This window comes from Enterococcus gallinarum NBRC 100675 (genome assembly GCF_001544275.1).
In the GTDB taxonomy this organism is placed as follows: Bacteria; Bacillota; Bacilli; order Lactobacillales; family Enterococcaceae; genus Enterococcus_D; species Enterococcus_D gallinarum.
In genome coordinates this window covers 19998-44954 of sequence record NZ_BCQE01000024.1, presented here as the reverse complement: position 1 = coordinate 44954, position 24957 = coordinate 19998, and the positions used below count along the sequence as shown (strand labels likewise).

Annotated in this window: 22 protein-coding genes; 10 read left to right on the top strand and 12 right to left on the bottom strand. The window is 40.3% G+C overall.

Features of this window, described 5'->3' with window-relative positions; genetic code table 11:
• Positions 1-78: 78 nt before the first annotated feature.
• Genes EG2_RS18515 through EG2_RS13300 form a run of 3 tightly spaced genes read right to left on the bottom strand, consistent with a single transcriptional unit; the run spans position 79 to position 2818 of the window.
• Positions 79-210 (bottom strand): FeoB-associated Cys-rich membrane protein, encoded by a 132-nt coding sequence (locus EG2_RS18515; protein WP_071870149.1) that lies wholly within the window; start codon positions 208-210, stop codon positions 79-81.
• Positions 207-2354: a ferrous iron transport protein B gene (gene feoB, locus EG2_RS13305; protein WP_060815087.1), complete on the bottom strand. Its 2148-nt coding sequence runs from the start codon at positions 2352-2354 to the stop codon at positions 207-209. The genes EG2_RS18515 and feoB overlap by 4 nt, the downstream gene beginning before the upstream one ends.
• Positions 2351-2818 (bottom strand): ferrous iron transport protein A, encoded by a 468-nt coding sequence (locus EG2_RS13300; RefSeq protein WP_003127410.1) that lies wholly within the window; start codon positions 2816-2818, stop codon positions 2351-2353. The genes feoB and EG2_RS13300 overlap by 4 nt, the downstream gene beginning before the upstream one ends.
• A gap of 357 nt (positions 2819-3175) precedes the next feature.
• On the opposite strand from EG2_RS13300, the gene nrdH reads away from it, so the two are divergent.
• From nrdH to nrdF, 3 genes are all read left to right on the top strand, one after another.
• A complete protein-coding gene (gene nrdH, locus EG2_RS13295; RefSeq protein WP_003127409.1) occupies positions 3176-3400 on the top strand; it encodes a glutaredoxin-like protein NrdH in 225 nt (74 codons plus the stop codon).
• A gap of 98 nt (positions 3401-3498) precedes the next feature.
• Complete coding sequence (gene nrdE, locus EG2_RS13290; RefSeq protein WP_003127407.1) at positions 3499-5658, top strand: class 1b ribonucleoside-diphosphate reductase subunit alpha; 2160 nt, start codon at positions 3499-3501, stop codon at positions 5656-5658.
• A 190-nt stretch (positions 5659-5848) separates the two neighbouring features.
• The gene (gene nrdF / locus EG2_RS13285) at positions 5849-6817 is read left to right on the top strand and encodes a class 1b ribonucleoside-diphosphate reductase subunit beta (protein ID WP_003127406.1); all 969 of its coding nucleotides are present in this window, start codon (positions 5849-5851) and stop codon (positions 6815-6817) included.
• Positions 6818-6865: 48 nt separating this feature from the next.
• Here nrdF and EG2_RS13280 read toward each other — a convergent pair whose 3' ends face one another.
• The 6 genes from EG2_RS13280 to EG2_RS13255 all read right to left on the bottom strand — a co-directional run bounded on the left by EG2_RS13280 (position 6866) and on the right by EG2_RS13255 (position 14959).
• Positions 6866-7882 carry an alpha/beta hydrolase gene (locus EG2_RS13280; protein WP_029487237.1) on the bottom strand — a complete coding sequence of 339 codons (1017 nt, stop codon included), beginning with the start codon at positions 7880-7882 and terminating at the stop codon, positions 6866-6868.
• A gap of 136 nt (positions 7883-8018) precedes the next feature.
• Complete coding sequence (locus EG2_RS13275; RefSeq protein ID WP_003127404.1) at positions 8019-8735, bottom strand: MIP/aquaporin family protein; 717 nt, start codon at positions 8733-8735, stop codon at positions 8019-8021.
• Position 8736: 1 nt separating this feature from the next.
• Complete coding sequence (glpO, locus tag EG2_RS13270) at positions 8737-10557, bottom strand: type 1 glycerol-3-phosphate oxidase (RefSeq protein WP_003127403.1); 1821 nt, start codon at positions 10555-10557, stop codon at positions 8737-8739.
• 3 nt (positions 10558-10560) lie between these two features.
• Positions 10561-12081 (bottom strand): glycerol kinase GlpK, encoded by a 1521-nt coding sequence (gene glpK, locus EG2_RS13265; RefSeq protein ID WP_003127402.1) that lies wholly within the window; start codon positions 12079-12081, stop codon positions 10561-10563.
• A gap of 138 nt (positions 12082-12219) precedes the next feature.
• The gene (locus tag EG2_RS13260; RefSeq protein ID WP_005471654.1) at positions 12220-13659 is read right to left on the bottom strand and encodes a helix-turn-helix domain-containing protein; all 1440 of its coding nucleotides are present in this window, start codon (positions 13657-13659) and stop codon (positions 12220-12222) included.
• The gene (locus EG2_RS13255; RefSeq protein ID WP_003127400.1) at positions 13649-14959 is read right to left on the bottom strand and encodes an NAD(P)/FAD-dependent oxidoreductase; all 1311 of its coding nucleotides are present in this window, start codon (positions 14957-14959) and stop codon (positions 13649-13651) included. Before EG2_RS13255 ends, EG2_RS13260 begins: the two co-directional genes overlap by 11 nt.
• 129 nt (positions 14960-15088) lie before the next feature.
• On the opposite strand from EG2_RS13255, the gene EG2_RS13250 reads away from it, so the two are divergent.
• A complete protein-coding gene (locus tag EG2_RS13250; protein WP_003127399.1) occupies positions 15089-15886 on the top strand; it encodes a DUF92 domain-containing protein in 798 nt (265 codons plus the stop codon).
• A 39-nt stretch (positions 15887-15925) separates the two neighbouring features.
• Here the strand turns inward: EG2_RS13250 and EG2_RS13245 are convergent, their stop codons facing one another.
• The 3 genes from EG2_RS13245 to EG2_RS13235 form a co-directional block, all read right to left on the bottom strand.
• A complete protein-coding gene (locus EG2_RS13245; protein WP_005471648.1) occupies positions 15926-16636 on the bottom strand; it encodes an MgtC/SapB family protein in 711 nt (236 codons plus the stop codon).
• A 227-nt stretch (positions 16637-16863) separates the two neighbouring features.
• Positions 16864-17565 (bottom strand): glucosamine-6-phosphate deaminase, encoded by a 702-nt coding sequence (nagB, locus tag EG2_RS13240; RefSeq protein WP_003127396.1) that lies wholly within the window; start codon positions 17563-17565, stop codon positions 16864-16866.
• Between the two features lie 122 nt (positions 17566-17687).
• Positions 17688-18302 (bottom strand): LysM peptidoglycan-binding domain-containing protein, encoded by a 615-nt coding sequence (locus EG2_RS13235; RefSeq protein ID WP_060815086.1) that lies wholly within the window; start codon positions 18300-18302, stop codon positions 17688-17690.
• A 242-nt stretch (positions 18303-18544) separates the two neighbouring features.
• Between EG2_RS13235 and EG2_RS13230 the strand changes: the two genes are divergently transcribed.
• The 6 genes from EG2_RS13230 to dcm all read left to right on the top strand — a co-directional run bounded on the left by EG2_RS13230 (position 18545) and on the right by dcm (position 24916).
• Positions 18545-18931 (top strand): YxeA family protein, encoded by a 387-nt coding sequence (locus tag EG2_RS13230; protein WP_005471644.1) that lies wholly within the window; start codon positions 18545-18547, stop codon positions 18929-18931.
• 353 nt (positions 18932-19284) lie between these two features.
• On the top strand, positions 19285-19656 hold the full coding sequence (locus EG2_RS19725) for a hypothetical protein (RefSeq protein WP_060815085.1): 372 nt from the start codon (positions 19285-19287) through the stop codon (positions 19654-19656).
• A gap of 438 nt (positions 19657-20094) precedes the next feature.
• The gene (locus EG2_RS13220; RefSeq protein ID WP_029487242.1) at positions 20095-20277 is read left to right on the top strand and encodes a hypothetical protein; all 183 of its coding nucleotides are present in this window, start codon (positions 20095-20097) and stop codon (positions 20275-20277) included.
• A gap of 588 nt (positions 20278-20865) precedes the next feature.
• Positions 20866-21435 (top strand): hypothetical protein, encoded by a 570-nt coding sequence (locus EG2_RS13215; RefSeq protein ID WP_050762665.1) that lies wholly within the window; start codon positions 20866-20868, stop codon positions 21433-21435.
• A gap of 146 nt (positions 21436-21581) precedes the next feature.
• Positions 21582-22733 carry a tyrosine-type recombinase/integrase gene (locus EG2_RS13210; RefSeq protein WP_060815084.1) on the top strand — a complete coding sequence of 384 codons (1152 nt, stop codon included), beginning with the start codon at positions 21582-21584 and terminating at the stop codon, positions 22731-22733.
• Positions 22734-23557: 824 nt separating this feature from the next.
• Positions 23558-24916, top strand: coding sequence for a DNA (cytosine-5-)-methyltransferase (gene dcm, locus EG2_RS13205; RefSeq protein ID WP_010783152.1), 1359 nt, complete (start codon positions 23558-23560; stop codon positions 24914-24916).
• The last annotated feature ends 41 nt before the right edge of the window (positions 24917-24957 follow it).

Here is a 24957-nt window from a genome sequence, read left to right as displayed (position 1 = left end):
GCTAGGCATTTCTGCCTAACTGCTTTACTCATACTCGCTAGTTACCTAATAAAACTGGCGTTAGATTCATGGATGATTTTAGATTTTCTCTTCATGCTTTACCGGACAGCTTTGGTGGCAATCAGAACAACTGCCTTTTTTGACCATTCGATAAAGCACTTTTCCTGCATAGCCAAAGATCACTAGACTTAAAAGAATCGTTGCAATCATTTTTCGCCTCCTACTACTTCTCCGACTACTTGTAATAGTGGTGAATTTTTTTGTTGGGGTCTCTTTATCAGAGCAAACAGCAACAAACCAAGAACAATCAACGCTGCCAAGGTTCCTACTGTCAGTTGCCCTCCTTCAAAGAAGATATGCCCGAATTGGTAAACAATCAGACTTGCACAATAAGCCAGTCCACACTGGTAACTAATAGCCAACCAAGTCCACTTGCTATCCCCCATTTCACGATGGATCGCGCCGATGGCCGCAAAACAAGGGGCACACAATAAGTTAAAAATCAAAAAGGAGTAGGCGGCTACTGGGGTGTAATCGCCTCGCAGCACTTGCCAGATCTCTGTACCGGTTTCAGAAACCCCACTTTGGCCGTACAAAATCCCAAAAGTCCCGATGACATTTTCTTTTGCCACCAATCCTGTAATGGTCGCCACGGCACCTCGCCAAGTGCCCCAGCCTAGTGGCGCAAAAATCGGTGCTAACAAACGGCCGAAAAAGGCTAAGATGCTTTCTTCTTCCCCCACTCGATCAAAGGTAAAGTTGTAGCTAGAAGTAAACCAGATAAAGATACATGCAACGAAGATGATCGTTCCGGCTTTTTTGATGAAAGCTACGGCCCGATCAATCGCACTTTTCAACACGGTTCCTAGTTGCGGCAAATGATAGGCAGGCAATTCCATGATAAAAGGCGCTGGATCGCCGGCAAAGAGAGCGGTCTTTTTCAATGCAATGCCTGATAAAACAATGGCTCCCATCCCAATGAAGTAAGCCGATGGTGCGACCCATGAGCTTTCGGGAAAGAACGCCCCGGAAATCAGTGCAATGATTGGCAGTTTGGCAGAACAAGGCATAAAAGTCGTAACCATAACGGTCAAACGACGATCTTTTTCATTTTCGATGGTTCGGCTCGCCATGACTCCTGGAACCCCACAGCCAGTAGCGATCAGCATCGGAATGAAGGATTTCCCAGATAAGCCAAACTTCCGGAACAAACGATCCATCACAAAAGCGATTCGTGCCATGTAGCCACAATCTTCTAATAAAGCCAAACAAAAAAAGAGCACAAAAATTTGAGGGACAAATCCAAGGACAGCCCCGACACCTGCCACGATCCCATCTTGGATCAATTCCTGCAGCCATTGTGCCACCTGCCATTGGTTCATCAACTGCTGCAGAATATCCGGGACTAAGCTGCCAAACAGGACATCATTGACCCAGTCGGTGCCCATCGTACCGATCGATTGGATGGATAAGAAGTAGATTCCCCACATGAAAAGGGCAAAAATCGGTAGTGCCAGTAGGCGGTGGGTCAACACACGGTCGATTTTGTCGCTTAAGGACAAGCGGTACTCTTCTTCCTTGACTGTTGCTAAAGCTAACAATTGTTGAATGAATCCATACCGTTCGTTTACTATAATTGCATCGCTTTGCTCATCAAAAATCATTTCCGTGATTTTAATGATTTCCGCTAATTCTTTTTCATCGCTCGGAGTCAAAGCGACTTGTTGACGAATCAATTCGTCACCTTCAAACAGCTTGACAGCAATCCAGCGTCGTTTGCTCTCGGGAATTTCAGTTGGCAATAGACCAATGATCTCTGCTAAAGCCGCCTCTAAACGTGAATCGTAGATGACGCTTGACTGACCATTTCCTGCTCTTTTCTTTGCAGCATCGATCAGCTTATTCAGTCCCTGTTGTTTCAAGGCACTGATTCCCACAACCGGTACGCCTAAGCCATAGGCTAGCTTCTCAAAGTTGATCTGGATCCCTTTGCGCTTTAAAAGATCGATCATATTGATTCCCACTATTGTAGGCAGACCCATTTCCAACAATTGTAAAGTGAGGTAGAGATTCCGCTCCAAGTTCGTTCCATCAACGATATCTAAAACCGCATCGATGGGGGCTTCTGCCAAATAATTTCTCGAGATCACTTCTTCAGGAGTATAAGGAGACAATGAATAGATACCCGGCAAATCCTGGATCGTGATTTCTTTGGCTTTACGGAGCTTTCCTGATTTTCGTTCGACTGTCACTCCCGGCCAGTTCCCAACGGTTTGCTTGGCCCCCGTCAGTTGGTTGAAGGTGCTAGTTTTGCCGCTATTGGGATTGCCGACTAATGCGAATTGATAGGTCATTCCTCTACTCCTTTTTCAACAAAGACGAAAGCTGCTTCTTGTTTTCTCAGCGACAATTCATACCCTCTTAAGCGAATCTCGATCGGATCACCTAGTGGCGCTAGTTTCACGATATGAATCGGCACATTCTTGGTGATCCCCATATCCATCAATCGCCGCCGCAAAGCACCAGTCGTTGCAATTTTTACCACCTTGCCCTGCTCTCCTACATGTAATTGATCTAGAGAAGTCAAAACCGTCTGCTGTTGTCTTTCGGACACGTCAATCTGCTCCATGACGCTGGCATCCAATGCGATCCGGTTGTCCCGATGCAAGATGATGCCGCTTTTACAGTTTTTTTGAACCATGAGAATGTCAACGCCTACCCGAAGACCCAAATCATTTAAATGCGCCGTGACGTTCTTTGGTGTCGTGATCGCTTCGATTTGGTATATTCTGGAAGCCTCTGTTTGCGCCATTTTCATGATTTCTTCCTCCTCTTGTGAAAGATTCCTATTATTTATTCGTTCAATTGAGAATGATTATCATTATAATAGAGCGATTTAGGACTAAAGTCAATCTGTTTCACAGAGGAACTTGAAAGTTCGTTCACAATTCGATTTTTTTTTACTCACATCCATTGCATATTCTCGGATCTTTTTGGCTATAAATCGCGATTTTCTAGGAAAAATCAGCTTTTTTTGGCTGTATAAAAACTGGCTAAACACTATAAATTGTGTATGTAATTTTCACAAGCACTAGATATAGTGTTTTTCCGTTGACTTTCTCCAAGACTTATTTATACTAGATTTATAACTACTACTGACTCGGAGGAAATCATTATGAATATTAAACTATTTTCAAAAAACAACTGTATGCAATGTAAAATGGCAAAACGCTTTTTAAGCGATAATCATATTTCTTTTGAAGAAATCAATATTGACAACCAGCCTGAAGCAATTGAGTTTTTGAAAGAACAAGGATTCCAAAGCGTTCCGATCATCACTTCTGATGCACAAACAATCATTGGCTTCCGTCCGGATCAATTACGTCAATTGGCCAGCTAAGCAGTAACTTAACCAATGTGTTTTTGGAGGATTTGTCAGTCGTCAAGACCTGCAGATCCTTTTTTATACGATCAAAACAAGGAAAGAGGTTGCTTTTTATGAGCTTGAAAGAAATCAAAGATGTAAGCTATTTTAAATTGAACAATGAAATCAACCGCCCCGTTGATGGACAGATCCCTCTACACAAAGATAAAGAAGCCCTGGCGGCTTTTTTCAAAGAAAATGTTGAGCCAAATACGATGACTTTCGATTCAGTCACTGACAAAATCGATTACTTGATTGAACATGACTACTTAGAAGAAGCTTTCATTCGTAAGTATCGTCCTGCGTTTATCGAAGAACTTTATCAGTTTCTGTCGGAACAGCATTTTACCTTCAAGTCCTTCATGGCAGCGTACAAATTTTATTCTCAATATGCATTGAAAACTAATGATGGAACAGCCTATTTGGAAAGCTATGAGGACCGTGTAGCATTCAATGCCCTCTATTTTGCAGATGGAGATGAAGAATTAGCTTTGGCTTTGGCTGATGAAATGATCTATCAGCGTTATCAGCCGGCAACACCTTCTTTTTTGAATGCTGGCCGCAAACGTCGAGGCGAATTGGTTTCTTGTTTCCTGATCCAGTTGACCGACGATATGAACGCAATCGGTCGGGGGATCAATTCCGCATTGCAACTTTCTCGAATCGGCGGCGGCGTGGGAATCACGTTGTCTAACCTACGGGAAGCTGGTGCGCCAATCAAAGGCTACGAAGGCGCTGCCAGTGGTGTGATGCCGGTCATGAAATTGTTCGAAGATAGCTTTAGCTACTCCAATCAACTCGGGCAGCGGCAAGGTGCTGGTGTCGTTTATCTCAACGTGTTCCATCCAGACATCATCAGTTTCCTATCTGCCAAAAAAGAAAATGCGGATGAAAAAATCCGGGTCAAGACTCTTTCTCTTGGTGTGATCGTTCCTGATAAATTCTATGAATTGACCCGTAAAAATGAAGACATGTATTTATTCAGCCCATATAGTGTCGAAAAAGAATACGGTATTCCGTTCTCTTACATCGACATCACAAAAGAATACGACAATTTAGTCATGAATCCTAACATTCGTAAAACAAAAATCAAAGCTCGGGACCTTGAAAATGAAATTTCGAAATTGCAGCAAGAATCTGGCTATCCTTACATCATCAATATTGATACCGCCAATCGTTCCAACCCAATCGATGGCAAAATCATTATGAGTAACCTTTGTTCAGAGATCCTGCAAGTTCAAGAACCTTCTGTAATCAACGGCAAACAAGAATATGAAGTGCTTGGCACCGACATTAGTTGCAATCTTGGTTCAACAAACATCGTCAATTTGATGGACAGTCCTGATTTTGGAAAATCCGTCCGTGCCATGACTCGCGCATTGACTTTTGTTACAGATGCTTCTGACATCGACGTTGTTCCTTCTATTCAAAATGGAAATGCGTTGAACCATACGATTGGTTTAGGTGCAATGGGCTTGCATACCTATTTTGCGAAGAATCAAATGGAATATGGTTCTCCTGAATCATTAGAATTCACAGACTTATACTTTATGTTGCTCAACTACTGGACACTTGTAGAAAGCAATAACATCGCCAAAGAACGGGGCGAAGTGTTCCATAACTTTGAGAAATCAGCTTATGCGGATGGCAGCTATTTCACAGACTATATCACAGGGGATTACCAACCAAAATCAGACAAAATCAAAGCGTTGTTCGACGGTGTCTTTATTCCTTCTGGAGAAGATTGGGCCGCATTGGCAGAAGCAGTCAAAAAAGACGGCTTGTACCACCAAAACCGTTTAGCCGTTGCGCCAAATGGTTCTATCTCTTATATCAATGATACAAGTGCGAGTATCCATCCAATCACACGAATGATCGAAGAACGGCAAGAAAAGAAAATTGGGAAGATTTACTATCCTGCACCTTACTTGAGCAATGATACGATTGGTTACTATCGCTCAGCCTATGATATGGATATGCGTAAAGTTATCGATGTTTATGCAACTGCACAAAAACACGTGGATCAAGGAATGAGTATGACCCTCTTCATGCGCTCAGATATTCCAGAAGGGCTCTATGAATGGAAAGAAACCAGTAAACAGACAACCCGTGACTTGAACATTCTGCGTCATTATGCGTTCCATAAAGGGATCAAATCGATTTATTATGTACGGACCTTTACGGATGACGCAGAAGAAATCGGCAGCAATCAATGCGAAAGCTGTGTGATTTAATCACGCACGCTAAGCTAAGCACTGACTAAGAACAAAAAAACTACCTGATTGAATCAAATGTCTTCACCAAAGCATGATCGAGATGGATTAGAGATCCTCCCGAAAGGTTGAAGGCATTTGCGACTGACAATCAGGTAGGCTCCTTTTGTTCTTGTCTCTGGTATCAAGACTACTATTGGAGGAACCTAAGATGGGCAAAACTTATTATGAAGCAATCAACTGGAATGCGATTGAAGACATCATCGATAAATCAACTTGGGAAAAGCTGACAGAACAATTCTGGCTAGATACGCGTATTCCATTATCCAATGATTTAGATGATTGGCGGACACTTTCAGATCTAGAAAAAACAACGGTTGGTTATGTATTTGGCGGGCTAACACTGCTCGATACGGTTCAATCAGAAAGCGGAATGGATCAGCTGCGTAAAGACGTACGCACGCCCCATGAAGAAGCTGTTTTGAACAATATTCAATTCATGGAATCTGTCCATGCCAAAAGTTATTCTTCTATCTTTAGCACATTGAATACAAAAGCCGAGATCGATGAAATCTTTGAATGGACCAATACGAATCCCTATCTGCAAAAAAAAGCAGAACGTATCAATGAGATCTATAAGAACGGGACTCCCCTTGAAAAGAAAATTGCGAGTGTTTTTCTAGAAACGTTTCTTTTTTATTCCGGTTTTTATACACCGCTCTATTATTTAGGCAATAATAAATTGGCTAACGTTGCAGAGATCATTAAACTGATTATCCGTGATGAATCGGTACATGGAACGTATATCGGCTACAAATTCCAATTAGGTTTCAATGAGCTTCCTGAAGAAGAACAACAGCGTTTGAAGGACTGGATGTACGATTTGTTGTATGAATTGTATGAAAATGAAGAACGGTACACCGAAGAATTGTATGACGCGATCGGCTGGACGGAAGAAGTCAAAACCTTCTTGCGCTACAATGCAAACAAAGCATTGATGAACTTAGGCCAAGATCCCCTGTTTCCAGATACGGCCAATGATGTCAATCCGATCGTAATGAATGGTATCTCTACCGGAACCAGCAATCACGATTTCTTCTCTCAAGTGGGGAATGGCTATCTATTAGGAACGGTAGAAGCAATGAAAGATGATGACTATTTCATCGGTCTAGGAGATTAAAAAAAGTTGACCTTTTATTAGGTCAACTTTTTTTCGCGTTTTGAAGCCTTACAGCATCACATTTTTAAGGAAGTCGAGGGTTTCATCCAAACATTTCTTTGATTCTTCTAGCGAATAATCAAATTGGTATTCATGATTGACTGCCTCAGGAACATCTTTGTAAAAGAGAGATTTAACTGGCACATCTAGCTCTTGAAGCTTCTGATCAAAAGCGATTCCTTGATCCTGGAAAGAATAGGCATTGCCATCCGTGATATAGGTTGGCGGAAATTCTTTGGTCAATTTATTGACTAATGACACTTGCTGCAATTCCTTACTGTTTTTCCAATCTTTGGTTCCTAATAAAGACCACGCGACTGTTTTAACAAAGAATTTCATGAAGCGATCATCAGAAGTTTGATGAGCCATTTGCTTCAAGTCAACAGGTCCGCAATAAGAAATGAATCCTTTTATATCTCCTGATGGGATCACTTGCGTCATCTTCATATCTTTGGCGTAATCCGAATTGGTTTGGATCGCTAAGAATTGCCCAGCAATCTGTGAGCCGGCAGAGTCTCCACCAAAAATGACTTTTTTAAAGTCTAACATTGGATATTGCGCTGCCTCTTTCTTGATCGATTGATAGGCTTGATTGATTTGTTTGACTTGCCCTGGGTATTCTAGACTAGGAGCCCACTCATAGTTCAATGAAACCACTGCCACTTGTCCGCGATCTGCTAAGTAGGTCGCAAATTCTTTGGCCCCTTCCTTATCACCACCGACGTAACCACCACCATGCACCCAGAAAACAACTGGTACTTTCGAAGCACCTTGGGGATGATAGAGGTCAAATGTACTACGATCATAGTCAGAAGTATAGGTCAGATCATTTTTTACCGTCACATGAGGCAAACTTTTTTGATACGCGGTTTCATCTGTGATCTTCACCTCGTCATTAAACATTTTTCCAATCAGATAGGCCCCTGGACGAGGCGACACTTGAAAAGCAATCAGTACGACTAGTGCTAGTGTTACTAGAATACCGACAAGCCATAAACAAACACGCAAAATTTTTTTCACATACATGCTCCTTTGCTCTTTTTTCAGCTTCTTTATTTAACCACTTTCGCTGGAAGAATTCAATCAAACGAAGGAATTTATCAAAAAAAAGAAACGATAGCCATCTAGCAGATCGCTATCGTTTAAAAGATCAATGAGTCAATTAGAGCGGTAAAATCATGAATAGTCCGGCTGCCAATGCTGCACCGATAAAAGGTCCAATGATTGGTACAAACGCATATCCCCAGTCAGATGTTCCTTTATTTTTGATGGGCAAAATTTGATGGGCGATCCGCGGACCTAAATCTCGAGCTGGGTTGATGGCATATCCTGTCGGTCCGCCTAAAGAAAGACCGATCGCCAAAATCAAGATTCCGACTACGATTGGGTTCAAGCCATCCGTAAAGGTATTTGCACCAAATGCCAACAAGCCAAATACTAAAACAAACGTACCGATCACTTCGGTCATCGTATTCGCGGCTAAGTTACGAACGGCAGGTCCAGTGGCAAATGTCCCTAAAATAGCGCCTTGATCTTCTGTTTCATCCCATAACGGCAAGTAATTGAGCCAAACAAGAATTGCACCGACGATCCCGCCTGCTAACTGTGCTAACATGAAAGGTACCGCCAATCCCCAAGAAAAATTACCCGTCATTGCCATTCCCAACGTTACAGCAGGGTTCAAATGGGCAGGTCCCATGAAACCAGAGGCATAAACAGCAATCGTCACAGCTGTTGCCCAGCCTGTCGCGATCACGATCCAGCCGGAAGCTTCTGCTTTACTCTTTTTAAGGTTGACTGCCGCACAAACACCATCCCCCAGTAAAACTAAAATTGCCGTTCCCAGAAATTCACTAAAGATTTGTGTTGCATCACTCATATCATTCTCCTCCTTTTAAGGCACTCAAATCTGATTCCGCAATTACTTGATCCAATTCTTCGGCATACATTTGCTTGTCTGCAGCTGTCCATTCAAAATAATCCGCCATTGCATCGATCACACCAACTTTGATCTGATCCAACGTATCTCGCATAAAGAGAACATGATTGGTTCGTCGCAATAAATAATCCACAGGGGTCAGAACCAGTTCTTCTTGCAAGGCATAATTCAATGCCGTGCTTTCTTTTTCGTCCAGCCCCGCAAACGTGGTTTTATAGGTAAGGACTATCGGTAAGTTTGAACCGTAAAGATCGGCCAAGTATCGCGCATCTTCAGGGGAAAAACCGGCAGCTTCGGCGGTTTTCGCCAATTGCGCCAGTTCGTCCTCGACATTGGTCGGATCAATTTCGCCGCCAGACACCGGATAACGCGTGGAATCCACTAATTCAAACTGCTGCCCTTTTGCAGCCAGTAATTCATTGATTCGTTTGACGGCGCCTTCAGCCATTAACCGATAATCTGTAATCTTGCCCCCGGCCAGTGTCAACAGTCCGTCTTGAGACATTTCCAAGCTGCTGCCCCGAGAAACTTGTGAAGGATCCACACTGCTGGCTTCTAGACGTTCCTCTGCTTGTTTGATCGCCCTTTCGACTTGCGGGCGTTTGCGGTGATCGTCCAAATACGCTTCTACAGTTTGCACGATTTGATCAAAGCTTTCATCCGAAAGTTTGCTCTTAGCTCCGCCGTTGTAATCAGAACCGCCATTAGCCGTGATCAGCGGGCGTAACCCCGCCCAGCTAGCTTCAATATCATCCAGTTGGATCGCAGCTTCTGGAAAGCGATGGTTGATGATCTCTAAAAGATAATCGACGTCTTCTTGCGTAACAGTCGGATGGGAAAAATCGCCCGTGTAATCCGTATCTGTCGTACCAAAATACGTCTTGTTCTCCCTAGGAACCACAAAAACCATCCGACCATCATTCTTGCCAGTATCAAAATAAGTTGGCTGAGGTACTTTCAGCTTTTCACGATCCACCACTAAATGGACACCTTTGGTTGGGCGCATTTGCGGCGGTAAGTTATCATTGCTATCTAATTCTCTAACGATATCAGACCATGGTCCAGTGGTATTGATCACAACTTTCGCATGGATGGCGAATTGTTCTTTCGTTAATTGATCTTCTACTTGAACACCATTGATTTTTCCTTGTTCATCATGAAGCATACCGACAACTTTGGCTTTGCTGATCATTGCAGCACCATCTTGATGGGCCCGTTTGATATTTTCGATCACTAAACGGGCATCGTTGTTGCGGAAATCCAGATAGACTCCGCCTCCGGTCAAGTTCTCATGTTGCAGTTGCGGTTCTCGTTCCAATACTTCTTCTTTCGTCAACGTATAATTGGCATATTTACTATCTGTTACATTTGCCAGACGATCATACAAATCCATGGCAATCTTGACAGAAAAAAGATTGAAGGTTGCACCGGGCTCATCGTAGATAGGTAAAAGCATGGGATCTGGTTTAGGAATATGGGGAGCGATCTGTTGCACGATCGCTCGTTCCCTCACTGTATCTGCCACAACTTCGACATCAAATGTTTTCAAATAGCGGATGCCCCCATGAACCAGTTTCGTCGAACGAGAGGAGGTTCCTTCAGCAAAATCCTGCATTTCTACCAAAATCGTTTTCATGCCGGCAGCTGCCGTTTGCACGGCGACTCCAGCACCAGTGATTCCGCCACCAATGATCAATACATCATAGGTCGTATTTTTTGCTTCTGCTAGGGCGTGTTGCCGATCTTTATAAGAAAAAGTCATGGCTTACTCGCCTTCTTTCTTCACTTTGAATTTAAACATCTGAGTCGCTGCCACTGCTTGTTTCCATCCTTCATAAAGGTTCTCACGTTCATCAGCTGGCATTTCTGGTGTAAAGAGTTGACCATCTTCTGCCATTGCTTTCAATTCGTCGAGGTCTTTCCAGAAGCCGACGGCCAAGCCAGCTAAATAAGCCGCCCCCAGTGCTGTCGTTTCAAGATTGGCTGCCCGTTGTACTTCAATATCTAAGATATCTGCTTGGAATTGCATCAAAAGATCATTTTTAGCAGCCCCGCCATCCACTTTCAACAATGGGATATCGATCCCTGAATCTTTTTTCATGGTATCGATGACATCCTTCGATTGATAAGCGACAGCCTGCAAGGTCGCCCGCACGAAGTCTTCTTTCGTTGTCCCGCGGGTCAAGCCAAAAACTGCTCCCCGAGCATCAGAATCCCAATAAGGTGCACCTAATCCCGTAAAGGCTGGTACGACATAGACTTCATTGTCGCCAGTCGCTTTTGCCGCTAATTCTTCAGATTGCGGAGACGTCTCGATCATACGTAAGCCATCCCGCAACCATTGGATCGCTGAGCCGGCAACAAAAATACTACCTTCCAATGCGTAGTATACTTTACCATTGATTCCATAGCCGATCGTGGTCAACAGATCATTGTCGGATAATTGTGGTTCCTCTCCGGTATTCATAACGATAAACGCCCCTGTACCGTACGTATTTTTGATCATGCCTTTTTCAAAAGCCATTTGCCCAAAGAGAGCAGCCTGTTGGTCCCCTGCCATCCCAGCAATCGGTACTTCACTGCCATAAAAATGATAGCTGCGAGTATGGCCGTAAACTTCGGAGTTGCTTTTGACTTCCGGCAACATGGATGCTGGAATATTTAACAAATCCAAAATTTCTTGATCCCATTCTAAACGATGGATGTTATAAAGCATGGTCCGACTCGCATTGGAGTAATCCGTCACATGGACTTGCCCATCTGTCAGTTTCCAGACAAGCCACGAATCAATGGTACCGAATAGTAGATCCCCATTCTCTGCTTTTTCTTGTGCACCTTCCACATTATCAAGCAGCCAGCGGATTTTCGTAGCAGAGAAGTAAGCATCGATCACTAACCCTGTCTTTTCATGGATCATGTCTGTATGTCCGTCGGCTTTCAATTGGTCAGCAATCGGAGAAGATTGGCGCGATTGCCAAACGATCGCATTGGCGATCGGTTGACCGGTATTTTTATCCCAAACAACTGTTGTTTCCCGTTGGTTGGTAATCCCGATTCCGGCGATTGCTTCAGGTCGAATCCCAGATTCGATAAAGGCTCCCGCGATAACTGATTGAACAGAGTTCCAGATTTCATTGGCATTGTGTTCTACCCAACCAGATTTTGGAAAATATTGGGGAAATTCCTTTTGCGAACTACCGACATTTTGTCCGTTGCGGTCAAAAATAATTGCTCTTGAGCTTGTAGTTCCTTGATCGATTGCCATAATATAGTTTTTCTCTGCCATGTTTCTCTCTCCTTTTAAATGGTTGATTTATTCTTTTGATACCGTTTTCTTACATTTATCTTACTCGAATTACCTGTAGTGATCTCGTCAACTTTTTAGAGATTTTCTAAGAAATTGACGAAATCTGGAAAAACGCCATTAGTTGAAGCGTTCGCGAATCATCTTTTTGATTTTTTCTCGATCGTAAGTCGTCCCTAACTCACTGATCCGATATGTAGGAATCGATGTTTCAATCGGATAATTCGTCAAGATCAGATCATAGTCTTGTTCTTTAGCATAGCGCTCAACGACGACCCCATTCAAATTTTTTAAGTACAGCAGCCACATATAAAAGACTGCCTCTTTGAAAAGTGCATCCATATTCAACGCGATGCCTACCCGAAATTCCCGATTGATTTGGTAATCAATGATCGTCAGGACACTCAAATATTTGACCATGGTCATCATATACAATGTATTTTCTTCTGATGCTTCCAGCTTCATTTCTTGTACAGCAGTATTCAATAAACGTTCACTGATCTGGCGAATATTACGACTTGAGAGTTTTGCTTCTAATTGCCAAATATTTTCTCGATCAAAAACTTCGACATCTCCTTTGAAAAAATACAAACGACTATGGATCTGAGAAAGATGAAAATAACAATTGGCTTCGATTTCTTGCGGGACAGCCGGTCGATACAAATGCAGGATATGTTCCAAGATCAGCGTATCGGTAAGTGCTGTCGGCGTAAATCGGGAGCGTTGCAGCATGTACTGGCGAAAATCTTGTTCAGAGAAAACGGAAAAGGAAAGCAAGAAAACAAAATGGAGCATCGCCTCTTCTTCACGAACTTCCAGTGCATAATGCCCAAAACTGCGAAAGACAAGTTCCCGCAGTTGCTGATACAATGGATCTTTCTCATAAAATGCCATGTTTTCCCGTAGTCTTTGAAACGATTGTCCGGGCGCTTTTAAACGATACTTCATGATCTTCAGCCACAAACTGACCCGTTGCTGTGCTTCCTCGGTAAAGGTCAGATTGAGCCCACGAGCGATCAGTCCCACAAATTTTGTATCAATCGGTAATGGCTGACTCTTGAAAGAATTTAAGTACCAAAGCAGCTGAAAATAAAAATAGCGAATCTGAGCTTCTTCCCCCATGAGTTTCCCCTGCCAAATCTCTAATCCGAATTCTGCCAACACTTGATTCAATTCTTTGATTTTGCGAAACAGGGAGGATTCACTAATCATTAATTTTTGCGCTAACGGAATCGTGGCGATTTCTTGATTGATCAATACATGTTCCAGCACTTGAAATTTGATCGACGAGTGGTAGAACACATATTCAATCTGATTCAACGAGAACTCTGGGCTCGTTTCTAGAACTAATGATGAACCTTGATAAAAAAGATGGCATTGATCAGAATAAGGAGCTAAATATAGAAATAACTCATCAACATATTTTTCTAAGGATGGTTTGCTGATCCTAAGGTAAGCAGCCATCTCATGAAGCTCTAGTTCACCTCCAACTAGAAGCAGCTTTTTCAGTAGCTGTAATTGCTTGGCTTCTTTTTTTTCTAATAATTGTTCAAATTTCATTGGCAGCACTTCCTAAAGCAATCGCATTGGACAGTTCAAAGACATCAGTAAAATGAGGATGAAAAAAGAAATCTTTTTGCGCTAACTCTGACAATGTGCTCTCCTTTTCAATGGCAAATGCCAGCAGGTTGATTTTTTCTAAGAGATTGTACTTTGACAGTAACTGAGCGCCCAATACTTGCCCGCTTGTCTTGGCAATGATCAGTTTCCCGTGGATCGGTGTGTCATCTACTAATGAAGCTTTAGCGGTAAATTTTTTGACGGTAATTTCTTGTTCATAAAAGAAGCGATCTGATTCAGTCATTCCTGTACTAGCCAGATACCAGCCAAACAGATGGGTTCCCACTGTCCGTAAGCCGCCGCGAAAAGGTTCTTTTTTCTCTTGCAAATTATGCGCAGCAGCGATTCCGGAACGAACTGCATTGTTTACTAATGGCATATAAGCCGTATCCCGTGTAATTGGACTGTAGATCTGAATCAAGTCACCGACAGCAAAAATACCCTTTTCGGAAGTTTCCAAATAAGCATCCGTCCAAATCGTATGATCACTGTGCAAGCGCAGCTGCTGAAATGCTGGGTGCGGCCGCGGTCGGACATTGACGGTCGTCAATGCAAGCGCGCTGAGCAATGTCCGATTGGCGGTCTCCACTCGGAAGCCTGTTTCCGTGGATTCAATGGCAATGGTAGGTTCTGCCAGATAAAGCTGCAGATTTTTTATTTGTGCTAATTCATCTAAAAAAGGAGCCAGAAACGATTGATCAAAATATTTGAATAAAGGATACGTCATTGATTCCACTAGTTGGACTTGTTTTCCTAGCGTCGTTAATGTGTTGGCTGCTTCCATACCTGCTTGTCCAGCCCCAACGATCGTAATCGTTTCTGCCTGATCTAATTCCTGAATAAATTGCTTGGCAGCGCCGTAATCTTTATAGGTCAATGCGGCTTCATTCATCGGTAAGAGAATTTCTGATTCTTGTGCAGATCCTGCTGCTAAGATCAACCGATCATAAGCGATTCTGCGCTGATCTGTTTGAACGAAATGGTTCTTAGGATCAAGTTTCAACATTGTTTCTTGCAATGCTACTTGAATGTCCAACTGCTCAAGCTGTTCCTTGGAGCAAAAGAATGCGTCTTGCAACGAAGGAATCTTGCCTTCTAAATACAGGAGCATCCCGCTGGGAATAAACCCGATATGGGCTTTTTTTTCAATCAATACGATTTCAGATTCTGGATAGATTTTGCGTGCTTCGATGGCGCAGCTGATCCCTCCGAATGAACCGCCGATGATCACGATTTTCATACACTCACCTCTTAGTCTAAGCTTAAATGAAACGCTCTCATTTGACGAGCAAAATGCTGTCAGTAACGAAAAAAAGCTACATACAAGTTTGCTTTATGCTAAACTGATGAAAAAAGCGAGGTGGAAGCTGTGGTCTTTTTCTATCAATTTTTACTGGGACTGATCTGTAGTGCATTTGTAGCAGGATCCGCTTTTATTTTGCAGTGGTTGTCTTTATCCGGTGCTTTAGCAGCTGCCTTAAGTGGGACGATCATCATTGCTTTGGGACCTTGGTTCAGTATCTTTTTAGTTGGTTTCTTTTTTGCCAGCTCTGGGATCATCAATCACTTAAAGAAAAAAAACTCAGCCGATGATCTGGTGATCAAAGGTGCGCGCCGCGAAGCCATCCAAGTGCTGGCTAATTTATCGCCTAGTTTATTGGCATTGATCGGTTACGCCTCTTTCAACAATGAGAACTATCTCTGGGCATTTATTGTCGGGATCGCTAGCTGTACCGCCGACACTTGGGGATCAGAGATCGGTGTTTTGAGCAAAAAGGCACCCCGAAATCTCTTAACGGGAAAAAAATTACCTGCGGGTCTTTCTGGCGGTGTCAGCCTCCTAGGTACCATTGCTTCTTTTGCGGGCAGCGGCGGTATCGTTTTACTTCTGGCGATCTGTCTCTGGCTCAGCGGCCAACCGCTCTCTTTGACAGCATTGATTTGGGTACTCTTGTTAGGATTTAGCGGTAGTATAATCGATAGTTTATTGGGAGCAACGATTCAAGTACGTTACCAATGCACGGTTTGTCATCAATTTACCGAACAAAAAAGCCATCACCAGCAGCCAACGAAAAAAGTGCATGGCTATGCTTTGATCACAAATGAAGCAGTCAACTTTCTTAGCAATCTAGCGATTGTCGGGATCGCATGTTTCTTTCCTAACTAAAAAAGTACTGCCAAAGGTGTGACCTTTGGCAGTACTTTTTTAACTAACATCAACCAACCGCAGCTTAGTGATATTTTTATAAACTGATAATTCTTCGATAACATCAGAGAAACTCAGCCCCCACGGTAAGTTGATCGTATAAATATTGGTATAGATCCGATAGTCTTCCATGAACTTCACATCAAAGTTGACATCTTCGATCACGATTTTTCGATCAAGAAAATACTCTGTCAAAAATTCCTTTGTTTCCGCACGATGAATGTATTGAATCTCCAATTTTTTGGCTGTCGGGACTCGCACAATTCGCTTGATCACCGTCAGTGCAAAAAAGATCCCGGCAAAACTAGTAATCGAAATCGCATAAAATCCCATGCCGATCGCAATCCCTAAGCCAGCAATCGCCCATAATGAAGCAGCTGTCGTCAATCCAGTTACCGAGCGTTTTGTCACGATAATCGTCCCGGCACCCAAAAAACCAACCCCACTTACCACTTGTGCGATCAATCGAGCTTCATCTGAACGAATGACCCCTGCGAGATCTGGATGATTCAACGCATCACGCATCGCCCCACTAGCGATCTCTACTTGGATCAGTGCAATGACACATGCCCCCATACAGACTAAAATATGGGTCCGTAATCCCGCTGGCCGACTTTTGTACTGTCGCTCAAAACCGATAGCGCCTCCCATGACCATTGCTAAAACGAGTCTAAGAATAATTTCTGGAATCGATAAGACCATATCAACCATTGAAACACCCCTTTTCAACTATACCATCTATTTTTAAAAATGAAAAAAGGAAGGTCCAAATTCCGCAACCCATCTTTAAGCTGTATTCCATGAAAAATAAAAAAACCGAAGAATCATCGAAAATACCAACTTTTCATCCGACTGGATGAAATGGGGAAGTAGCTGGTTTTTCCGATGTTCATTCGGATTTTGTCGATTAGATTGGACGCTCTGCCAACTAATTGATGTTAAAGATTGGCTGCCGCTGCTTCATCCACGATGACTGTGACATCTGGATGATTTTGCAAAGCAGATGCAGGCAGATCCGTCGTTACCGGACCTTCAATCATCCCTTGGATTGCGTCCGCTTTAGCTGGTCCAAAGGCCATCAAAATAATTTTTTTACCTTTCAAAATTGAACCGATGCCCATTGAGATTGCAGTAGTGGGTACATCTTCTACCTTGTCAAAATAGCGTTTGTTGGCATTGATCGTTGATTCAGTCAAATCAACGACTGATGTTGTGCCATCAAAAGATGCCCCAGGTTCATTGAAGCCAATGTGACCGTTCTGACCAATTCCTAAGATTTGGATGTCAACTGGATGTTCCGCGATCACTTCATCGTATCGTTTGCATTCCGCTTGCAAATCTTCGGCTTTTCCATTCGGTACAAAGGTTTCCTTGAATGGTTTTTTGTCAAATAAATGAGCATTCATAAAGTGGCGATAACTTTGATCATCTTCGCCGCCAAGTCCGACATATTCATCTAAATTAACAGAAGTCATGTTTGAAAAATCGACATCGCTAGCTGTCATCTCTGCATACAATGTTTCTGGCGTACTGCCTGTCGCCAATCCAAGAACTTTAGCGCCGTTTTCAACGCCTTGCTGAATCAATTCAAATGCCTTTTTTCCACCTTCAGCTGCATCTTTCACGCGAATAATTTCCATGATACGCTCCTCATTTCATTTTGGTATAGTCCAATGATACCACACTCTCATTTTTTTGACAAGAATTAGTCTAGACCATAACAAAAAAACAGCTGCATATTTCATGCAGCTGTTTTTGCTGATTACCAGTTTGTGTAAACGTCGATTCCGCTGTGACCAACGCCTGTATCATAGACTTTGTAGGCACCCAAAGAAGATTGCCCTGTTGAGCCTTTGGCTTGATTGTCACTAGCTACAACGATATAACCATCTGCATCACGGATCGTTCCGTCAGCGGCAACATGTCGGCCAGGAATATCTAAGCCGCCACCAGCTAATACTTTTTGTGAATAATAAGATTCTCTGACACCATTATAGTAATTGATACCGTCCACTGGATTCAAGACTCCTGAACCAGTACTTGGTGTACTTGCAGCGCTAGTGCTAGCAGCGTTTGATTGTGTAGCTGCCGGCGCAGTTTCAGTTTGCGCTTGCGCTGTTTCTGTCGTTTCTTGCGCGCGTGTCATCGGTTGTGCATCACTAAAAATCAGCAATGTTTCGCCATCAAAAATCAAATTAGGGTCTTGAATGGATTCATTCAATGCTAAAAGGTCATCCACTGTCGTACCATATTCAGTTGCTAATCCTGACAGTGTGTCTCCTGGAGCAACCACATGGGTTTGTTCCTCTGCAGATGCAACAGTGCCTCCGATAAATAAACCTAGTCCTGCAACAGCTGTGAATACAAATTTTTTCAAATGAAAAAACCTCTCTTTTTGTGTATTTGTACCTCTCCCCAGGCACAAATAAAAGATTAACATTACAATATTGCAAAATGATTTCAATTCTATTTTCTTCTATCACAATTCCTCGACAGAAAATTACAGCTATATTCTCATGTAAACAATCAAAAACTTACAATAGTGTTATCTTTTTCAATGAATTTTTTAAGCTAGTCCGTGTTATAGTCGTCTCAGCAAAAAAGAAATGAGGGTTAATTATGAAAAAAATGATGCTTGCTCTTCTTGTAGTCGCACTTGGTGTAGGAGGCTATTTTAGTTATAAATACTATTCTGAGACCTATCAAGGAGTCACTGCCTATGCACGCACACCAAAAGAAACACCTGAAAGGAAACAAACAGTAGACGGTTCAGGAAAAAAAATCGAAGGCTATTCTTCTTATAAATATACGTTTGAATTTGTTAAAGAAAATGGCGAAAGACAAGAAATGACCTATGAATTGTCTGGTGAAGATATCCAGCCTTATGCTCCTAACACACTAGTTAAAGCAGAGATCAGTCAAAAACGTATCATCTCCGGACCGAATGAGGTCGCTGAAAAAGATGTGCCAGCTGATGTATTAAAAAAATTAAATGCACAAAATTAACATTTTTCATTGATAAAATTGATTTTTTTCAAAAACCAAAAACTTCTGAACTCAAGAGTAACTGTCTTCTCCACTCTGCTTTCAGGAGTTTTTTTATTTATACATTGTTTTAATAATAATATCCAATCCCTCTTATAACCTTATTGTGACGGGGTTTATCAAGGTGCATTCCTCCGTGACAGAAAATCACCGCAATTTTTCTCAGTCTGTAAACCAAGATTTCATTTCTTAAGCAAAAACAATCATGCCTAATACTCGAACCATTGAAATAACAAATCCTACTGTTGACCTCTGAATAAATATTTGCTAAATTATTTTCTGCCTTTTGGTAATTTTTTTTTAGGAGTGTGAACGTGCCTTTTGTTGTATATTTTTTTCTTTCTTTATTAATCATTTATATCCCTTTTCCCACAGCACTTTTGTTCTTTCAACAGCTTGCCGAACAACATGCTACCATCACGGCTTTAAACAAACTATCATTACTTTTTTTTGTCCTACGCGATTATTACATCAGCTATCACCTACTAAAAAGATGCCAAGTAAAAGCGAGTAGTTATCTTATCTTGATTCTCATGAATCTTGGTGAATTACTCGTACATATCTACCTTTACCAGCGTTACGGAACTGTCAATTTAACGATTACCTTACTTTTTCAACTCTTTCTATTGTTCTGCATGTTTGTTTTTCCTTGCTTCAAAAAATTTAGATGTTACATATTTGAATAAACAAAGGTTTATTGATTACTTGATGAGTAGTGAAGAAACTTTTAGTTCCAGTAGTTTCTTCACTTTTTTGTTTTAACAGTTGTTTGAAAAAATTGGCCTTCTTGATTGCCGAGGAATAATCGAAAAAAAGAGTTCGATAACTTGTGGGACTGAATTATCTTTTACTAATAGGCCTAAAACCCTATATATTTTTAGAAAGTTATAATTTAAACTAATCTAAAAAGGATGTGTGAATATGTTAAAAGTATTAGTCTTTTGCATAGCCGTAGCTATAATCATTGCCCTGTATTCGAATAAAAATCGCTCGAAGAAATAGAAGTTCTTTCTATTTCTTTTTTATTTCGTCGGATAGTGAAATTATTTATTTCGACTTTCTTTGGTATTATTTTTTCACATTGAAAATAAAGTATGATATGCTGTTCGAAAGGAGTGAGCACTTTGAAAAGAAAAACTAGTTTCTACCTTTACCTGCTAGCCGCTTGTGTAAACTTTATAGCAGCTTTTTTATTTTTAGCTTCAATTGGTGCCATTCCAAAAATTGCAGGGCTTTTATTTTTTGCGAGCTTTTGTGTCCACCTAATACGAGCAATTAAACTTAAAAAATCTGAAAAGCAAAACTGATTCTGATTTCATCTCGTTAGTTGCCTGATTTGGTGAATAACTGATTAAGTATCAATTTTTTTTGATATTATTTATTTATCATAGTATTCTTTTTATAGAGGTGATTAGATGAAAAAGAATAGTGCTTGGTTAAAACCTTGGAAAATTATGTTGATTGTTCTCGCTTCTTTTGCTGGTTCCTTTATTGCAAAAATGGTCTTTTCTTTATTTTTTGTACACATGTAATAACTTTGATCCGCCCATAATCCTTACTAAAAGAGCGATTTCTTTTAGTAAGGACGTTATTTATTCCTACAGTTCCTAGTGTGTGGAAAGAAGAATGAAAGCACGAAGATATGGTATAGAGATACTTGTATCTCTATACCATATCTTCTAGAATGTGCGTTGAACGTATGGAATAATAAATACGGAACAAAACACTTTCATCATAATTATATTTTTACTTTTGACAGCGAATCTATTTTCGTTGAACCCATGAAAATATTTTGCTAAAAAAAGAAAGCTCTTAGAAGCTCCAACTTCTAAAAGCCCTAACCTCATTTCTGAGACAGTACAAATATATTATATCAAAGAATCGAGGAAATAAAAATGGCAAAAAGAGTTAGAGGCGAAGATGGTAAATTGTATAAGGTAAAAAAACCCTTTTACAAAAAGGTATGGTTCTGGATTTTAGTGGTAATTCTAGTTGCTGCAGTTGGCGGATCTCTTGGGGGTAATTCTAAAGATAAAAACTCTGCTGAGAAAACATCTACCAGCTCAAAAGAAGCAACTTCGACATCAGATAAAACATCAGAAAAAGCTTCATCAGAAAGCCAAGCTCCAAAAGAAGAGAGCAAAAGCGCTGATGAACAATATCAAGCTATTCTAGACGAATACACTCAAAAAATTAAAGAAGCAGCACCGAAGTTAGTTGATGAATACAATGCTGAATATCCTAATAATCAAAACGGAGTAGAAGGTTTAGCAGAATTGTCAAACGACAAAATAAGTGAGTTGGCTGAAATTTCCAATGAAGGAATACAGGAAATGGCAAATGTTCATTTGACTAGCGGATCTGGGAAATATGAAGATTACGAAGATTGGGCTACGAAATTGACCGATGTCTATATGGAACAAGCAGAATTAATTACTGATGCATATATGACTTCTGCACAATAAAAAAACACGCCCCACCGACCAAAGCGAGAGCGTGCTAAAACCAAATAAACCTAATGCTTATTTGCTATACCCAATTATACCAAATTGAAAGGAGTGATGCCACTCGTTCGACATGCTGGCGGACAAGAAAGGACGATAATATATTTATGGCGAAAATAAAGAAATATAAAAAGAAGAATGGTGAAATTGCCTATAAATTTCATGTTTACCTTGGTAAAGACCCATTAACTGGTAAAGAAATAAAAACTAATCGTAGTGGTTTTAAAACAAGACAAGCGGCAAATCTTGCTTTATCTCGATTGCTTCTAAAATCAAAAAGCGCTGATTTTATTTTTGATAGTAACCTTCACTTTGAAAAAGTAGCAGAAATGTGGTTAGAACAGTATAAGAATACTGTGAAAGCAAGTACACTTACTGCTCAAAAATTTGCTCTAAAGAAGCATATCATACCTCATTTCGGAAAAATTCCGATCAACAAGATAACTATCCCTTATTGTCAGTCTAAAGTAAATCATTGGTTCAGCTATTACAAAAAGTTCAATAATTTGATTATGATTACTTCTCAAATCTTTCAGTATGCTATTAGTGTACGCTTGCTTACTAATAACCCAATGAATGGTGTAATTCGACCCAAAAGACAAATGGACATTGATCAAGAGGATTATGCAGCGCCCTACTACAGCCAAAAACAATTGATTACTTTTCTAGATAAAGCAAAAAAACAGTTGCCTTTTTCTGAATTCCTGATGTTTAGAATTCTAGCATTTACCGGACTTAGGAAAGGTGAGCTACATGCCTTACGTTGGAAAGATATAAGTTTTGGTCGAGGAACCTTGTCTGTTAAACAGACGGTTGCTACTGCTGATGGTTGGAAATTAATTTTTCAAACCCCTAAGACAAGAAAAAGTGTCAGAGAGTTATCTTTAGATGATGAGACACTCAAACTTTTGAAACGTTGGAAATTACAGCAAAAAGAGCTTTTCTTCAAACTAGGGATAAAACATGATAATGAAGAACAATTACTTTTTACCTCAGAAGAAAACAAAGTTTTATATCTTGATTTTTTAAATCATCGACTAACGAAAATTCTTAAAGATAATAACTTAGAATATATGACAGTTCATGGATTTCGTCACACTCATTGCAGTCTCCTACTTGAATCTGGCGTACCTATCAAAGAAGTTCAAGAGCGCATGGGGCATACAGATATAAAAACAACAATGAATGTATATGCTCATGTAACTGATAAAAAGCGGGAAGAGACAGGTAATCGCTTTGCACAATTCATGACGAACTAAGTTTAAATAATATCGCAACAAGAAACGCAACATGCGCAAAAAAAGAGATGTCTCCAGTGAAGGAAAACATCTCTAAATCGTTGATAAACCAACGTTCTAACCTTGTTAGAATTATTCCGCAGCGTTCGCGTCTTTGAGACCGTATTGGATGTTTCAATGATTCCTAGTGAAACCTAGTTAAAATTATCGGATTTTTGAGATTTACAAGAACTTCTGATGTATTTTTGTACTACTTAAAAGAGAGGGTCAAAAGGATGGTCAAGGACAAAAAAAAGAAAACATCCTATGCTCAGGATACTCTCTAAAAACTGATAAATCAGCGCTTTTCTTATTCTGCAGCGTTTGTGTCTTTGAGACCATACTCAATATTGATATGATTTCTGGTAGTCTTTAATCGAACTTTATTTCTTTGTTCGTTCACTAACACACTCTGATGCGTCCCCTTTCATACGACTAAGGAAGGTCAAAAGGATGGTCATTTTTATGACTAAAAAACTTCGCCAGTATATTAAGGAATATTGTTTTATCAGTATGTTTAATAAGTGAATGGTACTTCCAAAAATCAAAAGGTTTTAGACACTTCCAAAGTTGAGGTGTCTTTTTTGAATAAACATAGGAATTCTGTTAAATACGAAAAAGAACTAACCCTCATAAAAGAAAAATTCAAAAAATAAGTTAATTAGAATTACATCTTTTGATACTACAATAAAAATCATTCTTCTAAAAAATATTATTTAATTATTGCGTATATTTGTATTGACTAGAAAAACATGGTTCGCTATAATTGGGTTGTTCAAAATATTTTAAACAAGGAGGAGGGTACTTTGATTATTGATAAAGAAATAGTTCTATCAGCCATGAAACAAAAGAATATAAAAACCCAAACAGAACTAGCGGAACGACTACAAATGAGTAAAAGTCAATTGTCTCAAATGTTATCCGAAGGTTTTTCTCCTTTAAAAACTAATGTTGTCAAACTCACTAATGAGTTAGGACTATCCTATGCAGAAATACTTAAAGAAGAATTGAGTGATACAATGACTACAACTATAGTAAAAAAACATGCAACTAATAATAAACAGCTAGAATTATTTAACGATGATTCATTAGACAGATTTAAATACAAGCTAGATGAGTTTATTGATATTCAAAATACTACTCCAAAACGCGATTACACGCTTGTAGAAACATTTGCTGGTGCAGGAGGTCTATCCTTAGGTTTGGAAAAAGCTGGATTCAATTCTGTTGCAGATATTGAAATAGACTCTACAGCATGTAGTACTTTAAAATTAAATCGCCCTAATTGGAATGTGATTGAAGGAGATATTAATACTATTGCTCAAAATGGTATCTTTAATCATGATCAGTTTACTTTTAGAGGAGAACTAGACGTATTGTCTGGCGGTTATCCTTGTCAAAGTTTTAGTTATGCTGGCTTACGTCAAGGACTGAATGATACTAGAGGTACTCTATTTCATCCTTATTCACAATTATTAGTACAACTGCAACCTAAAATGTTTATAGCAGAAAATGTAAAAGGTCTTTTGAATCATGATAATGGCCGTACATTAGAAACTATGATAGAAATTTTCGAGGATTCAGGTTACCAAGTATTTTGGAATATACTGAATGCTTGGAATTATGGAGTTGCACAAAAAAGAGAGCGGATTGTCATTATTGGCATTAGAAACGACCTTTTTGAACAACAACAATATTCTTTTAAATTTCCTAAAGAATATACCTATCAACCTGTTCTAAGGGATGTATTAAAAGATGTTCCGAAAAGTGAAGGTGCTTCTTATCCAGCGTCTAAAATAGAAGTCCTTAACTTAGTCCCTCCTGGAGGATGTTGGGTTAACTTGCCTGAAAATGTTGCTAAAAGTTACATGGGTGCATCCTATCATTCTGGTGGTGGTCGAAGAGGAATGGCTAGACGCTTATCTTGGAATGAGCCTTCTCTAACGTTAACTACATCACCCGCGCAGAAACAAACAGAACGTTGCCATCCTGATGAAACTCGTCCATTTACTGTTCGAGAATATGCAAGAATACAAAGTTTCCCAGATGATTGGGAGTTTGCTGGAAGCACAAACAATCAATATAAACAAATTGGAAATGCTGTCCCGGTAAATCTTGCGGAAGCTATTGGAAAATCTGTAGTAAATTATCTGAATCAATTTTAAAATATCAAAAACTAGTACACTAAAAAGGTACTAGTTTTTTT